Origin of the sequence: Marivirga lumbricoides (assembly GCF_014636295.1) — a bacterium.
In the GTDB taxonomy this organism is placed as follows: domain Bacteria; phylum Bacteroidota; class Bacteroidia; order Cytophagales; family Cyclobacteriaceae; genus Marivirga; species Marivirga lumbricoides.
In genome coordinates, this window is sequence record NZ_BMEC01000014.1 from 86066 (window position 1) to 100754 (window position 14689).

Genomic DNA, 14689 nt, shown 5'->3' on the forward strand with positions numbered 1-14689 from the left:
TAACCTTTATTATCTACAGCCAGGCCCGAATTTCAATTAAATAAACCACCTTATTAGTTCAATTAACGGATCATTCGTAATATTTCTTTTCAGCTATTTTTTGATCAATCAGCTTTGAAGCCCCTCCTGCTTTTTTGGCTTGCTCCCATTGCTCAATGGCTTGTTCAATATTTCCTAATTGATAGAGGACATCTCCATAGTGCTCAAGAATGGTGCCTGATTTTTGAATGCTGGCTGCCTTTTCCAGGTATTTAGAAGCCTCCTGATAATTTCCCATTTGAAAAAGCACCCAACCATGTGTATCTAAAAAAGTGGCATTTTCAGGGTTGTCTTTTACCATTCGAGAAGACAGCTTTCTGGCAATATCTAATTTTTCTTTCCTTTGAGATAAATAATACGTATAATTATTAATGGCGTAATAATTACTAGGATTAGCTTCAATTGCCTCCTCGTAGGCAGAAAATGACTTATCCAACTGTTTATTCGCATAGTAAGCATCTGCCAACTGACCTGCAAAAGTGCTTTTCAGCCGGTCATTACCATATACAATTGCTTTTCCCTGCTCCCACATCAAAATGGCTTCGTTATATTGATTAAGGGAGAAATGAGCCGAACCTGAATACAAATAAATTAGGGGCTGGTTGGGAAAGAAAGTAAGCGCCTCATCTGCGTATTTTACTACATTTTTATAATTCGCACTTTCCATTTCGAGAGAAAGAATATTTTGCCACAACTGGAAATTACTACCTGAAAACTCAATGGCTTTACGATAGTAAATCAAAGCACTATCTTTTTCACTTAATGCAAAATGCATATCTCCTATGGCTGCCAAAACATTAGCCTCACTAGGATGGACCTTCTGAAGATGCTGACTTAATTCTTTTGTAAAATCATTTAATTGTTCATTAGGCAGCCGCCTTACCAAAGGAACAAAATTATTCAGCTTATTACTAAGTGAAATCTCCTCTGATTGAAAAGCTTTCACAAAATGACTTTTAGCTTTATCGGGAGTATTTGCCTGCATATATAATTGAGCAAGCTCTAAATGTGCTTCTGCCTGATTATTGCTATTCAGGTAATTGTTAAGGTAGGAAATGGCTTCTGCATTTTTACCATTGGAAACTAATACCTGGGCAACCGACACAGCATACTGGCCTACATGAGGAAAAGCATCTGCTAATTTCTTACCTTCCTGAACAGCTTCTTCCAGCTTATTCTGCTTCAACAGTATTTTCTGCTTTTGAGTACTAACCTCCTCCAGAATACCTATTCTTTTTTCGATTCTATCATAAACTTCCAGTGCTTTAGCCGGCTTTCCATCATATATATATAGCGCGGCTAACTCTATTAGGTAGTCGTCAGGCACATCCTCATACTGCTTGTACATATTTTCATATGTGGAAGATGCCCCGGCAAGATCTCCCATACCTGTTTGTATTTCGGCAAGCAATGCAGCATAATAATATTGACTATTATCAGATTTATAAGCTTTAGTAGCATGAAGAAGTGCTTTATCCAGCTCCTCTCCTTTTAAGTATAATTCGGCGATTTTATAATTTACTGCAGCATTCTTAGGCATTACTTCATATGCCTTCATGAAATTTTCTAAAGCCTTAGCATTATTTTCAATTGCCAAAAAATGCATCCCTTCAGCAATTAAAAACTCTACTTGAATACGATCTACTTTTAAAGGATCGGCATCAGGTAAAATTTCTTCCTGCTGAACGGGCTGAGGCTGTTGCGCCAGTAGATCCTGCGCTGTTAAAAGCTTAATACCGACAATGAAGAAAAGATATATATATTTCAAATGAACTTGCTTCACGTTTATTCTATCACCTTATTAAAGTCTCCTATGCTTAAATCTTTAGGACTACCCTGGTACGTTACGTAATTACCCACCATACTATTTGCTATCTGGGCCTGCCGAATTTCAGAATTTGTTTGAATGATGGAATTTTCTATTCTGCTATCTGAAACAATGGAATGATCACCAATAGACACATGGGGGCCTAAAACAGCATTTTTCACGATCACATTTTTACCTAAATATACTGGTGGTATTATCACGCAATTTTCAATTTGCGCTGATGCATCAATTAACTCCTCATTTCTTATAAACTCCAGATATCGCTGATTTGTATATACTGTCGCATCTTTATTACCGCAATCAAGCCATTCTGTAACCGTTCCCGGTCGAAGTTTGGTTCCCTTCTGTTTCATATTTTCGAGCGCTACGGTTATCTGGTACTCCCCTCCAGCATCTTTTATGTCGTTATCCAAAAGATACTGTAATTCCTTACGCAAGTCCTCCCCTTTTTTAAAGTAGTATATACCTATAATAGCAAGATTAGAAACCGGTGTTTTGGGCTTTTCAATAAAATCAGTAATTACGTTATCATCATTTACTTTAACCACTCCAAAAGCTGAAGGATCCTCTACCTGCTGTGTCCAGATAATCCCTTCTTCAGTGGTATCAAGTTTAAAGTCAGCTTTAAATAAGGTATCAGCAAATGCTACCACGGTATTTCCCTGTAGCAAATCTTTTGCGCACATAATGGCATGAGCTGTACCTAGGGCTTCTTCCTGATAATGAATAGAACCTTCAGCCCCCACAGATTGAGCAATGTTGAGCAATTCCTTTTCAGTGGCTTCACCAAATGAAGATTTAATGATGAACCCAATTTTATCTACTTTACTATCACAAACTTTTGCGATATCTTCCACCAAACGTTGTACAATTGGTTTTCCTGCGATAGGGATTAATGGTTTAGGAATTGTTAATGTATGAGGCCTCATTCTTTTGCCCATACCTGCCATCGGGATAATAATATTCATTATTTACTTAATGTTTTTAAATTAAAATTATTTCAAGTCTGTAGAGAAAAAATCAGGTATCATGTATTTTATCCTTACCCTTTACCAGTGCTACCAAAGCCACCAGCGCTTCTCTCAGAATCTTCCAATACTTTTACTGATTTCCAGCTAATTTGTTCATGTTTGGCTATTACCATCTGCGCTACTCTTTCTCCATTTTCAATTGTAAAGGACTCATCAGACAAGTTAACTAACAAAATTTTAATCTCTCCTCGATAATCAGAATCAATTGTACCCGGGCTATTAAGTACAGTTACTCCATATTTAAAAGCCAGGCCACTTCTTGGTCTGATTTGTGCTTCGAAACCCAGTGGTAACTCCATAAATAAACCAGTAGGGACCAAAGTCCTTTGCATAGGGCGTAAAATCATAGGTTCATCTAAATTTGCCCTTAAATCTAATCCGGCTGCACTGATACTTTGGTAAGCCGGTAATTCATGTTTCGATTTATTGATAACTTTTACTTCCATCTATTCTTTTTAACACTTCAAAAGTATCATTTATAATTTATCAGAAAAAATCCTCCTTCGCTCATAAAATACAACAATGCCTATATAAATAAGGCTTAAAAAAGCACCTGTTATATATTTAAGCCAATCATTTTCTGGCTTAAACCAATAGTAAGCGACAATTAAAGCTCCTGTAAGCAAAATATTCCTTATGATTTTTAGCATCGGGTAAGGAATATTATAATATTTTTTACCTGAAAAATAGCAGTAAAGTAACATCACCACATAAGACATAAGGGCAGCTAAAGCTGATCCTGTATAACCTAGAACAGGCACCAACAAAATATTGCCAACAATAGTAACGGCTGCTCCTACTAAACTAATATAAATACCGTAGTAAGTTTTATCAGTAATCTTAAACCAAATGCTCATATTAACATACATACCAAAAAATAATTTTCCCAGCAGCAAAATAGGAACCAGGAATAATGCCTGCCTAAATTCAGGGCTACTCAGAAAAATTTCTCCTATTAATTCTGCATTCAGACTTACACCAACCCAGATGATCAGAGAAAGTGAAACAAAATAGTACAGTATTTTAGCGAATAATTCAGGTGCATCTTTATCCTCTGCCCGGCTAAAAAAGAAAGGTTCCCCTGCATACCTAAACGCCTGAATTGCCAAAGCCATGAATACACTTAATTTAAAAGCAGCACTATATATACCTAAAGCTTCCTTAGCAGTTTTATCAGAATAAAAACCTTGAGGCAATAAGCCTTCAAATATTATTTTGTCAAGCTGCTCCACTGCTATTCCTGCTATTCCCATCAAAAATATTGGGGAAGCATAGAGTAAAATAGGTTTCAGTTTTTCCCAGTTCCACATCAGCTTAGCCTGGAGCAGTTCTTTGTAAAGAATAAGCACCATTGAAAAGTTAGCAATTAGGTTAGCTAAAAAAACAAATGAAATATTCATAGGCTTGCCGGTAGCCCAGTCGACTATTCCATGCCTGGCAAGCAATGGTAATAACCAAAAAAAGATGCAGTTGAGCAATATATTAAGTACAATACTAGACATCCTTGTCATTGCGAATTTCTTAGCTTTAGAGGCTAATCTCAACTTCGCCAGCGGAATTGCTACTATAGCATCAATAAAAAGTATAGCGGCCAGGTATTGCACTATATAAGGTTTTACATCAATTGCAGATAACTCAACTATTTCTGAGGCGAAAAAGAAAATAAAAATGCTAAAAACAGAGGAGATTAATAAAACTGCTGTAAAAGTTATATTATAGTAGCTTGCAGATTTATCTCGGGCGGTGAATCTGAAATAAGCAGTTTCCATCCCGAAAGTATAGGTAATGTTGAGGAAAGCTACATAAGCATAGATTTTATTGATCTCTCCAAACTGATCAGCAAAAAAAACAGCAGTGTGTAAAGGAACTAATAAATAGTTTAATAGGCGGCCCAGAATGCTAGGCAGCCCATATAAACCGGCTTCACTTGCTAATTTTTTGAGTGGATTCATAAAAAAAGTGCTTCAAAGATTGTAATCCTTGAAGCACAAATATATTAGTTAGTTAATCTAATCTTAGTTAAAAATAAGGCTTACTCTCCTTTAAACTCAGCAGCTCTTTTTTCTAAGAAGGCTTTAGTGCCTTCTTTAAAATCTTCGGATTTGCAACAAGAAGCAAAACTATTAGCTTCTGTCTGATATCCGTTTTCATCATCTGCATAATAGGCATTAACGCTATCTATCACCATTCCGATTGCCAGAGGAGCTTTGCTATTAATTTTCTGAAGAATTCCATTAGCTTTATTAAGCAAATCTTCATGGTTTTCGGCCAAATGGTTGACCAGCCCCAATGCTTTTGCTTCTTCCGCTGAAATGAAATCTGCCGTCATCATTAATTCAAAAGCTTTTCCTTTTCCTATCAATTGTGTAAGTCTTTGAGTCCCCCCATAACCCGGGATAATCCCCAGATTCACTTCAGGCTGCCCAAATTTAGCATTTTTAGTGGCAATCCGCATATGGCAAGCCATCGCCAATTCACAGCCACCACCTAATGCAAAACCATTAACGGCTGCTATAACAGGCTTATGACATTTTTCAATCATAGAAAATACTTCCTGACCATTTTCGGCAAACTTTCTGCCATTCATTTCATTCAGCTCGGCTATTTCCGAAATATCTGCACCGGCAACAAATGCCTTTTCTCCCTTTCCGGTAATTATTACTGATTTTATTTCGTCATTATCATATACCTCTTGAAAAGCCTGCTGCAATTCATTAATAGTTTCAATATTAAGTGCGTTTAACTTTTCAGCTCTATTAATAGTAATGGTTAAAATACCATTGTCATTTTTTAGCTTTAGGTTGTTGAAATCTGCCATAGGTGGATTATCGTTTCTAATAAAAGACAAATATACGGCATGCCTTATCAAGTACAAAAGGAATTGTGCTTATTCGTTTTTGGAGGTGTAAGCTAATAAATGATTACATCAACAAAATTATTGATCTATCAAATCATTAGGTTTGTAACGAAATAGATATCAATTGTCGTAAAGTGCAAAAGAATGTAAGAAATACCCAGTTTCTGTTGAGTAAATAAAATCCGAAAAGAAGGGTTGTTCGTATATTTGCATTATGAAAAAGATTTATCTATTAATATTTTTATTCTCTGCACTAGCTATTACTCAAAACAATGCTCAACAAATTGTTGAGGCAATTGCTACTGGAAACTAGGTAAATTCGGGAACATGGCAAACTAACACCTGTGAAGATGGATTTCCTGGAGCTACCATTTCAACAGGTCAAACAAATTGTCCGGATATAGTTGTCATTCCACAAGGAAGAGAAGTAACTATTGGTAGTTCTACTAATATTTATTACGATGGAATTTTAATAATCGAAGGCACTTTAACTTTTAACTCTGGTAATGCAGGAGGCCCAAACGCCGGAAGATTAATTATGAATGCAGAATCGGAAATATTTTTAACTTCAACATCAGTAATTAGAGCAGTAGGGAATAATACCAACCAGACTAATAACAACTATATAACAATAGGATCAACACAAATTAATGGTTCAGGTATAAACCAAACTAACAATAATGCTAAACCTAATCAATTAACTGAAGGGAATTTAGGAGGGGGCGGTTGTAGTGGCTTAGGAAACTGTGATCCAAATCTCAACGATCAAATAATAGCCCTACCTATAGAGCTTAAAACATTTACAGGCCATTTAAATAATGGTACCACTCAATTAAATTGGACAACAGCAAAAGAAGAAAACTTCTCTCATTTTGAATTAGAGCGATCAGTAGATCAGCAAAAGTTTGAAATGATAGGTATTATACAAGGCAGGGGCGAAAGTTTTTCTGATTTGTATTACGATTTTGAAGATTCTGATGTGCCCTATGGTAAAATCTATTATAGGCTAAAAGCTGTAGATATTGATGATACTTTTGAATACTCACCTGTAATTTCAGTTGAAAATAGCTTTAAAGGAAAACTAAGTGTTTACCCTAACCCTGTTCAACAAAATGAGGAAATGAAAATTAAAGTACCAGGCAAATTCATTGAAAACATTTCCTACATGGCTCTTTACGACATTCAAGGCAGCCTTATTCAGGAATTTATAGATTTTGACCCTGTGAATAATTTAAAGGTGAATACAAAAATAAAGTCAGGTTTGTACTTATTAAAAGTACAGCATAATGGATTAGAAGAAAATATTAGAGTATATTTAAAATGAATGTAAAGTAAGTTTATTGAATTAATTCAACAAACTTACTTTTAATACCGCTTTGATAACTGACTTAAAACTTGTCATTATCTAGTTATAGTTTAAGTTTCTTCAATTATCACATTTCTCAACTTATTTCTAGTTAATCCTCAAAAATCAGTACATTCATCTATAATTTTAAGGCATTAGACCTTTCGTTTGTCCAGATCATCGTAAAACACTCTCAAAATGTAATATTGACTACATTATTGAAATAAATAAAAATCTCTAAGAAAAGCCGTCTAAGTATATTTGCGTAAATCCTCTAAGTAAAATACGTAAATGGTAAACACAATTCTCAAATTAGTTTTTTCAACCAGTCTCTTACTATTATTGATCTCCAATTTAGCTTTAGCCCAAAATTACACCTCTGCAGGAAATGGAAATTGGGAACTTACATCAAATTGGACAAATACAAGTGGAAATGGTGCAGCTACTCCATCACTTAATGGAGGATACGGTACAAGGAATTTGAATCACAACCAAACTATTACTGGCAATTATACCCTAGGCAGCGCCACACTTAATATTTCAACAGATAGAACCTTAATTGTGACAGGTAATTTCGAAAATGGAGGCGGAGGACAAACAAATCTTCAGGGAACTCTAATTGTTGAAGGAAATATTACATTAAATTCAAGAATCAATGTTCTCCCAGGAGGACGTTTAATAGCTAAAAACAATTTAAGGATAAATAGCTCTGATTATTTAAACGTAGGAACAAATGTAGCTCCTCCTGCATTTGCAGATCTTATTGTATATGGAAATTTAAATGCATTCAACAGTGGGGATGTAATTATTAATAGAAATGGAAGAGTTGCTGTCTTCGGTGATGTAAACGATAATGGTGGTGGTGGCACTATCTTAAGGGTAAATAATGGAGGACAAATGTATGTAGATGGCGATATAAATTATGCAGGAGGGGGAAGTACAATACAGAATAATAATACAACTAATCCATATGGTCTTTATGTGAATGGTGACATAAATAACACTGGAGGAGGCTCTAATACAACACCAAACACTGCTGATCAGCAAACATTATTAGATACTAACCCAGACTTTGCAAACTGGCTGGGAGGGATTGAAAATGGTCCTTTACCTATTGAACTTATCTCATTTATGGCAAAGTCTTCTGATAATATCATTCAATTAAACTGGATAACAGCAAAAGAAGAAAACTTTTCGCACTTTGAATTAGAGCGATCAGTAGATCAACAAAAGTTTGAAATAATAGGTATTATACAAGGGCAGGGAGAAAGTTTTTCTGACGTACACTATGATTTTGAAGATTCCGATGCTCCTTATGGTAAAATTTTTTACAAGCTGAAAGCAGTAGATATTGATGATACTTTTGAATATTCACCTGTAATATCAGTTGAAAATAATTTTAAAGGAAAAATAAGTATATATCCTAACCCTGTAAAACAGCCTTCCCATGTGAAGCTTATGGTTCCAGGTCTATTTACTGAAAACATCTCTCACATGGCTCTTTTTGATATGGAAGGAAGCCTTCTGAAGGAGTTCATTAATTTCAATCCGGCAGATGAGCTTACCATTGATGAAATTAAGGCAGGTATTTATTTGCTAAAAGTGGACCATAATGGTTTAGAAGAAAACATCAGATTAATTATTAAATAAAGCACTGAGCTTATTTTTAAATTCTCACTTACAGATTAATATCTTTTTAATTTTATTTTAAAGTTTTGAAAGTCCTTCTTTACGAAGGATTTTTTGTTTCCATTTATTCTAAGCTACTCTTTCCTAAAACAGAGGGTCTGGTTGAAAAAACATGCAACTATAGCTTTGGGAGAAACAGGTGAAGTAGCCTTTCAGAAAAGATGGGAGATTACTTTAGGAATTATTTATATGATTGTTGCAAATATTGGAGTTTACTCACCGATATTTAGCGTTGGGTTCATTTCTCTATGTTAATCCTCCCCCGGGCATGTGCATCTTTAATATTAGCAACCTTTAATCATCATCTTATTCAGGCTTTGCCCGAAGCTTAATTAATAATTTCACAATAAAATATCTCTAAAAATCGCTAACTAAGATTAAAAATTTATTTCAATAGTCAGAAATCTGATAGTAATAGATAAAGCGTACTTGATTTATAATAAATAAAAAAGAACATAACACACTTAAAAAAAACAAAATGAATCAAGTAATTAAAAAACTAGCCTGCGCATTCGCTTTATTAATAGTTGTATCATCTGCATACGCACAAACTGTAACTGTTGGCGGTGAAATGATGTATCCAAAGAAAGATATTGTAGACAATGCCGTAAATTCAAAAGACCATACAACTCTTGTAGCTGCTGTTAAAGCTGCAGGATTAGTAGAGACTTTAAAATCTGAGGGACCATTTACTGTTTTTGCTCCAGTAAATGATGCTTTTGAAAATTTACCTGAAGGAACAGTAACTACTTTACTAAAACCGGAAAATAAAGCAACATTAACCGGAGTTTTAACTTACCATGTACTGGCTGGAAAATACGACTTTGATGCAATTGCCAAAGCAATTAAAAAAGGAAATGGCGAAGTTTCCATGAAAACCGTTCAGGGTGCCACATTAACTTTTAAAATGAATGGGCCACATAACATTATTGTAATGGACAGTAAAGGAGGAGTAGCTAATATTACCACCTACGATGTTTATCAATCTAATGGTGTAATCCATGTTATTGATAAAGTTTTATTACCATAAGGAATAAGTGCAATTACATAAAAAGGGGTTTCAAATTATTGAACCCCCTTTTTTCATGTCAAAAAAGACTTTATTCAAGCTACTTTTTCAGTATTCCCTTTTAACCATTCGGGTTTTTTGATATCTATCACCGCATCTAACTGGTTCAGCATATTATATAATCCAAAATAAGTCCTATTTACATATAAACCATGCTTAGAGCCTCTCGCTCCATTACTATTCCTTACTTCCTTCATTTGAGAAACCCTTTCGCCCATTGCATAAATCTCTTCAAAAAAGGCATTGTTACCGAAATTAAATGTTTCATACTGGAAAGGCTTGCTTAGCATTCCAATCATCTCAGTGAAGACTCCGCTGAATATTTTTCTTTCAGCAGGTGTATCTTTTTCATGGAAAAAATCTAATGCTTTAAAGCGTTTATCTATTTCTTCCTGATCCTGCAGAAACCCTGGCTTAAGTAAGCTAAAATAATTTTCATAGAAGTCTTCGGGGATTTCTTTAATGCAACCAAAATCTATGATTCCCAAGGTTCCATCTGCCTGTAGCATAAAGTTTCCGGGATGAGGATCAGCGTGCACCTGCTTTAATTGATGAAACTGGTAATCATAAAAATCCCATAACGCCTGTCCTATTTTGTTACGAACTTCCTGAGAGGGTTTTGTAGCCAGAAATTCCTTCATATGCATCCCGTCAAGCCAATCCATAGTTATTATCCTGTTTCCAGAAAACTCCTCATAATATTTAGGGAAATAAAGACCTTCAATTTTTCCACCCAATGCTTCCGTAATCTCTTTTGATCTCCTTAATTCGAGTGTATAATCGGCTTCTTCCATCAACTTACCTTCTACCTCACTCATATAATGGTCTAATTCTGCATTGGACATATTGAACAAACGAGTAGCAAAAGGCCTCACTAATTTCAGGTCGGAACTGATGCTATCAGCTACCCCGGGGTATTGAATTTTAACTGCATAGATTTTATCGCCTTTTGTGGCTTTATGTACCTGCCCCATAGAAGCAGCGTTTACAGCACTTTTAGTGAAAGTATCAAAAATAGCATCCGGACTTTTCCCAAATTGCTTTTGAAAAGTTTTTACTACTAATGGGTATGAGAGAGGTGGTGCACTGTATTGAGACATAGTAAACTTATCCTGATAAGCTTGAGGAAGTAAATTCCTATCCATGCTGAGCATTTGCGCCACTTTCAATGCACTTCCTTTTAATTGGCTTAAAGAATCATAAATATCCTCTGCATTATCCAAATCAAGCTGAGTACGATCCATTCCCGGGTTAAAAGCTTTCCTGGTATAATGTTTCAAATAATTCCCCCCTACTCTGGCGCCAGTTGTAACAAATTTACTGGCACGCTGAATTTTAGAAATAGGAATTTTAGATTGTTCTTTTTTGTCAGTCATTTTTATCTGTTTTGAAAAAGGAATTTTGCAAAATCAACCATGCTATCTAATGGGCTTTTTCCCATGAGGTCAAAGGCAACGTTAACAGCCTTTTCGATAGCAGCATCAGTTTTCTCAAAGCCAATACTGTCATCTTTAGCCCAAAACTGCAGTACAAACATTGTTTGTAACCATAAACCATATTTATACCTGTCTCCTATTATCGGTCTATCCACTACTTCTTCTGTTTCTTTTGCCTGCAATAAAACCTCATCTGCAAATTGTAAGAAGCGGTGCTTAAAAGCTTTTAAAAATTCCGGAGTTATTTCAGGTTTCTTCGCTTTTTTCATATCTATTAAGGCATAACTTCTGTTTTCCTTCAATACTTCTATCAGCGTAAAATAAAGCGCAAGTAATTTTTCTCTGGCAGAGTATTGTATAAAAGCCTCCTCTGAATGAAGATTAGCGATTGTCTGTTCCAAAAAACCAAGCCATACATGCTGCCTCAACGCTGAAAACGAATTGTAATGGTTATAAAAAGTAACCTCAGTCATTTTCAGGTCTTTCATGAATTTATAGATTGAAGCAGGTTCCTTTCCATGTTCCAAAACATAATTTATAAATGCTGAATGTATTTTTGCGGCTTTATCTTCCGGTTTGGTTGCCTTAGCGGCTGCTTGTTTTGCCATTATAATTTTCCTTTTTAATACCAGTGATGATAACAGTTATGAACCCCTAAAGGTTTTGATATCAGAATTAAAAAAGAGGGTTTCTCAAATGAGGAGGTTGATCAAAACAATCGGTAAATGGTACCTGAGATACCTACCATACCAAAGCAAATAGTAGATTATGATTTATGACAAACTTACCATTCTCTACCATTATGACTAGGTTAAAATAAACACATATTAAAACCTAAGTGGAACATGTCTCAATACAATTAGGATAGAATGTTTACCAGTCTATCGGTCTGTAATCTTTTAAAAACTTACCACACCAATGCTTGCCTGTGTTGATTCCATCAAACAATGGATCGAGTACACGTGCAGCTCCATCTACAATATCAAGCGGTGGTTGAAAGTCATGAACTTCCTGCTTTTTCTTTGCTAATTCAGCCGGATCCTCATCAGTTACCCAACCCGTATCTACAGCATTCATATAAATGCCATGTTTAGCAAACTCAGAAGCTGAAGTATGGGTCATCATATTTAATGCTGCTTTTGCCATATTGGTGTGAGGATGACGATCTTCCTTGTGCCATCTATGAAACTTACCTTCCATAGCGGAAACATTGATAATATGTTTTTTACCCGTATTATCTTTCTTCATTAAATTCACTAACCTGTTGCACAAAACAAATGGGGCTACAGAATTAACCAATTGAACTTCAAGCATTTCATTTGTGTGGATTTCTCCTAACTTCAATCTCCAGCTATTGGTCTTTCTCAAATCTACCTGTTGCAAATCAGCATCCAACTTCCCTTCCGGAAAAACTTCCTCTGCACTAATAGAGTTATCAATACTGTAGGGTATTTGAGATAATTTGGCTGATGCGCTTAATCCAATACCTAATTGTTTTCCATGCCAGCTTACCGGAATATTCTTGCTCTGTCCTTTTGAAAAGCTTTCACTTAAACTATTTAACTCCTGAAGGCAGTAATGATGATCGGATAACAAGTCCTGCACATAAGGTAGTAATTTATCATATTCCTTCTCCTCATTGGGCATTAAATGCTGGTAAAAGCCTGCAGGCCTTCTCACAGTTTGTGCTGCATTATTAATGAGAACATCCAATCTGTCGTACTGTTGCTCAATAAAGTTACAAAAGATTTCCACGCTGGGAATATGTCTCAAATCTAAACCATGGATTTTTAGACGATGACCCCATTCTGAAAAGTCCGGTTCTTTAGCAAATCTGATGGCAGAATCGACTGGAAAACGTGTAGTAGCAATAACGGTAGCTCCTGCTTTTAACATCATTAATGTGATGTGGTAACCTATTTTTAAGCGAGATCCAGTTACCAAAGCTACCTGACCAGTCATATCAGCCGTTTGAAAACGCTTGGCATAGTTAAAATCTGCACATTCGGGGCACATTGTGTCGTAGAAATGATGTAGTTTAGTATACATTTCTTTGCAGACATAGCAGTTTCTTGGCGAGTTCAATTCTTGAGGCTCAAGTGCCGGTTGGTCTGCCATGCTGGGAGCAATAAAAATTGTTGCCTCACGAGCACTTCTTATACCTGTATTTTTTCTTGCGTGCTTATCTTTTTCAGCAATTTTTCTTTTCTCTGCTTTTTTAGCATCCTTTTTCCTTCGGGCAAATTCTTCCCTACTAGGACGGGATAGCAAACCTGCAGCCATTAAAAGAGCTGTTCTTTTTTCTCGTGGAATTTCGAAAATTTGATTTGTATTAGCATTCAGCCTTTCTAAAATAGCGATACATTCATCTATCTTATCTTCGGTAATTTGCTTTATTTCTTCCTCAGGTTGTTGCTTTGCCATAAAAAATGCATTGAGCTGCAAAAGTAATACTAAATTTTATGAGAAACACACCTTTATAAAAAGCCTTCTATTATTGTGTTGTAATTAAAAAACTAAAAAATAAAGATTCTAAAATAGAAAAGGCTGAACCTGAAGCTCAGCCTTTTCTATTTATTGAGGAAGGGTTTCAATTATGCTTTAACCTCATGTTTCAATTTAATTATTAATTAGGCAGTCCAGTTAAAAGTTTCTACAATATTTCCCTCTTCATCGTAAAGGGTATAAGTACCAGAAGTTCCGGCTGCATTCCAAGAATAATTAGCATTGAGCACATTATCCGAGAAAGAGTTAATCTCACCAGAACCATCTGCATTGGCTATTATCTGAATTTTAGATGAATCAATTATTATATTAAATTCAAAATCTCCATTTGAGGACTCTTCCCACTGATAGCTAAGAAGCTCTTCATTATCCATAAAACCAAACCATTTTAATGATCCTTTCATTAATTCTGCTTTGCTTTCTCTACCCTCTAATAATTTGAAAAAACCATCACCAAAATCGTAGAAAATCTCAAATATGTAGTCGTTGGCATCTTCAGTCAGCTGATAAGCAGTTGTAAAAGTTTGTGCTCCATCACTATAAGTCCAGGTATAAACTCTTACAGTAGCTGAACTTGCTATTCTATTATTACTTCCGGAAGTAGAAATTGGTGTAGTACTAAACACAGCCCCTTCTGGCACTTGGAAATAAGCACCGTAAGAAGCAATTGCATTTGCATTGGTCAGCCAGGTATTTATTACCATAGCATTTTCATTAGTAGAAGACTGCAATGCAGATGGCACCTCAATAGGTGGATTTTGCATATCGAAAGCAAAAATCTCTGAGGGTTCTGCTTCTTCAGGAGCAACTTCTTCATCATTATTACAAGCAAACATTATAATAGCCAGAAAACTATACAACGCGAATTTCAAAAAATTTAATTTCATCAT

13 protein-coding genes are annotated in these 14689 nt (G+C 35.4%); 4 read left to right on the forward strand and 9 right to left on the reverse strand.

Going from position 1 to position 14689, the window contains the following annotated elements; all coding sequences use genetic code 11:
• Nucleotides 1-70 precede the first annotated feature (70 nt).
• The 5 genes from IEV85_RS19915 to IEV85_RS19935 all read right to left on the reverse strand — a co-directional run bounded on the left by IEV85_RS19915 (nucleotide 71) and on the right by IEV85_RS19935 (nucleotide 5716).
• A complete protein-coding gene (locus IEV85_RS19915; RefSeq protein WP_188466839.1) occupies nucleotides 71-1807 on the reverse strand; it encodes a tetratricopeptide repeat protein in 1737 nt (578 codons plus the stop codon).
• A 17-nt stretch (nucleotides 1808-1824) separates the two neighbouring features.
• The gene (locus tag IEV85_RS19920) at nucleotides 1825-2835 is read right to left on the reverse strand and encodes a sugar phosphate nucleotidyltransferase (protein WP_188466841.1); all 1011 of its coding nucleotides are present in this window, start codon (nucleotides 2833-2835) and stop codon (nucleotides 1825-1827) included.
• A 74-nt stretch (nucleotides 2836-2909) separates the two neighbouring features.
• Entirely contained in the window at nucleotides 2910-3344 is a 435-nt protein-coding gene (dut, locus tag IEV85_RS19925) for a dUTP diphosphatase (protein ID WP_188466843.1), read from the reverse strand.
• 30 nt (nucleotides 3345-3374) lie between these two features.
• Nucleotides 3375-4850: a lipopolysaccharide biosynthesis protein gene (locus IEV85_RS19930; protein WP_188466845.1), complete on the reverse strand. Its 1476-nt coding sequence runs from the start codon at nucleotides 4848-4850 to the stop codon at nucleotides 3375-3377.
• Nucleotides 4851-4930: 80 nt separating this feature from the next.
• Entirely contained in the window at nucleotides 4931-5716 is a 786-nt protein-coding gene (locus IEV85_RS19935; RefSeq protein ID WP_188466848.1) for an enoyl-CoA hydratase/isomerase family protein, read from the reverse strand.
• A gap of 577 nt (nucleotides 5717-6293) precedes the next feature.
• On the opposite strand from IEV85_RS19935, the gene IEV85_RS19940 reads away from it, so the two are divergent.
• From IEV85_RS19940 to IEV85_RS19955, 4 genes are all read left to right on the forward strand, one after another.
• Nucleotides 6294-7079 carry a T9SS type A sorting domain-containing protein gene (locus IEV85_RS19940; protein WP_188466850.1) on the forward strand — a complete coding sequence of 262 codons (786 nt, stop codon included), beginning with the start codon at nucleotides 6294-6296 and terminating at the stop codon, nucleotides 7077-7079.
• A gap of 312 nt (nucleotides 7080-7391) precedes the next feature.
• Nucleotides 7392-8750 carry a T9SS type A sorting domain-containing protein gene (locus IEV85_RS19945; protein ID WP_188466852.1) on the forward strand — a complete coding sequence of 453 codons (1359 nt, stop codon included), beginning with the start codon at nucleotides 7392-7394 and terminating at the stop codon, nucleotides 8748-8750.
• A gap of 141 nt (nucleotides 8751-8891) precedes the next feature.
• Entirely contained in the window at nucleotides 8892-9044 is a 153-nt protein-coding gene (locus IEV85_RS19950) for a hypothetical protein (RefSeq protein WP_188466854.1), read from the forward strand.
• Nucleotides 9045-9267: 223 nt separating this feature from the next.
• Complete coding sequence (locus IEV85_RS19955) at nucleotides 9268-9819, forward strand: fasciclin domain-containing protein (protein WP_188466856.1); 552 nt, start codon at nucleotides 9268-9270, stop codon at nucleotides 9817-9819.
• 74 nt (nucleotides 9820-9893) lie between these two features.
• Here IEV85_RS19955 and IEV85_RS19960 read toward each other — a convergent pair whose 3' ends face one another.
• The 4 genes from IEV85_RS19960 to IEV85_RS19975 all read right to left on the reverse strand — a co-directional run bounded on the left by IEV85_RS19960 (nucleotide 9894) and on the right by IEV85_RS19975 (nucleotide 14689).
• On the reverse strand, nucleotides 9894-11234 hold the full coding sequence (locus IEV85_RS19960; protein WP_188466858.1) for an ABC1 kinase family protein: 1341 nt from the start codon (nucleotides 11232-11234) through the stop codon (nucleotides 9894-9896).
• Nucleotides 11235-11236: 2 nt separating this feature from the next.
• Complete coding sequence (locus IEV85_RS19965) at nucleotides 11237-11902, reverse strand: TetR/AcrR family transcriptional regulator (protein WP_188466861.1); 666 nt, start codon at nucleotides 11900-11902, stop codon at nucleotides 11237-11239.
• 265 nt (nucleotides 11903-12167) lie between these two features.
• Entirely contained in the window at nucleotides 12168-13718 is a 1551-nt protein-coding gene (locus IEV85_RS19970; protein WP_188466863.1) for an SDR family NAD(P)-dependent oxidoreductase, read from the reverse strand.
• A gap of 206 nt (nucleotides 13719-13924) precedes the next feature.
• Nucleotides 13925-14689: a hypothetical protein gene (locus IEV85_RS19975; RefSeq protein ID WP_188466865.1), complete on the reverse strand. Its 765-nt coding sequence runs from the start codon at nucleotides 14687-14689 to the stop codon at nucleotides 13925-13927.

Bases quoted from the DNA above. Each gene is read 5' to 3' on its own strand.
- IEV85_RS19920 (WP_188466841.1), bottom strand. From the start codon at position 2,835: ATGAATATTATTATCCCGATGGCAGGTATGGGCAAAAGAATGAGGCCT.
- dut (WP_188466843.1), bottom strand. From the start codon at position 3,344: ATGGAAGTAAAAGTTATCAATAAATCGAAACATGAATTACCGGCTTAC.
- IEV85_RS19930 (WP_188466845.1), bottom strand. From the start codon at position 4,850: ATGAATCCACTCAAAAAATTAGCAAGTGAAGCCGGTTTATATGGGCTG.
- IEV85_RS19935 (WP_188466848.1), bottom strand. From the start codon at position 5,716: ATGGCAGATTTCAACAACCTAAAGCTAAAAAATGACAATGGTATTTTA.
- IEV85_RS19940 (WP_188466850.1), top strand. From the start codon at position 6,294: ATGAATGCAGAATCGGAAATATTTTTAACTTCAACATCAGTAATTAGA.
- IEV85_RS19945 (WP_188466852.1), top strand. From the start codon at position 7,392: ATGGTAAACACAATTCTCAAATTAGTTTTTTCAACCAGTCTCTTACTA.
- IEV85_RS19955 (WP_188466856.1), top strand. From the start codon at position 9,268: ATGAATCAAGTAATTAAAAAACTAGCCTGCGCATTCGCTTTATTAATA.
- IEV85_RS19960 (WP_188466858.1), bottom strand. From the start codon at position 11,234: ATGACTGACAAAAAAGAACAATCTAAAATTCCTATTTCTAAAATTCAG.
- IEV85_RS19965 (WP_188466861.1), bottom strand. From the start codon at position 11,902: ATGGCAAAACAAGCAGCCGCTAAGGCAACCAAACCGGAAGATAAAGCC.
- IEV85_RS19970 (WP_188466863.1), bottom strand. From the start codon at position 13,718: ATGGCAAAGCAACAACCTGAGGAAGAAATAAAGCAAATTACCGAAGAT.
- IEV85_RS19975 (WP_188466865.1), bottom strand. From the start codon at position 14,689: ATGATGAAATTAAATTTTTTGAAATTCGCGTTGTATAGTTTTCTGGCT.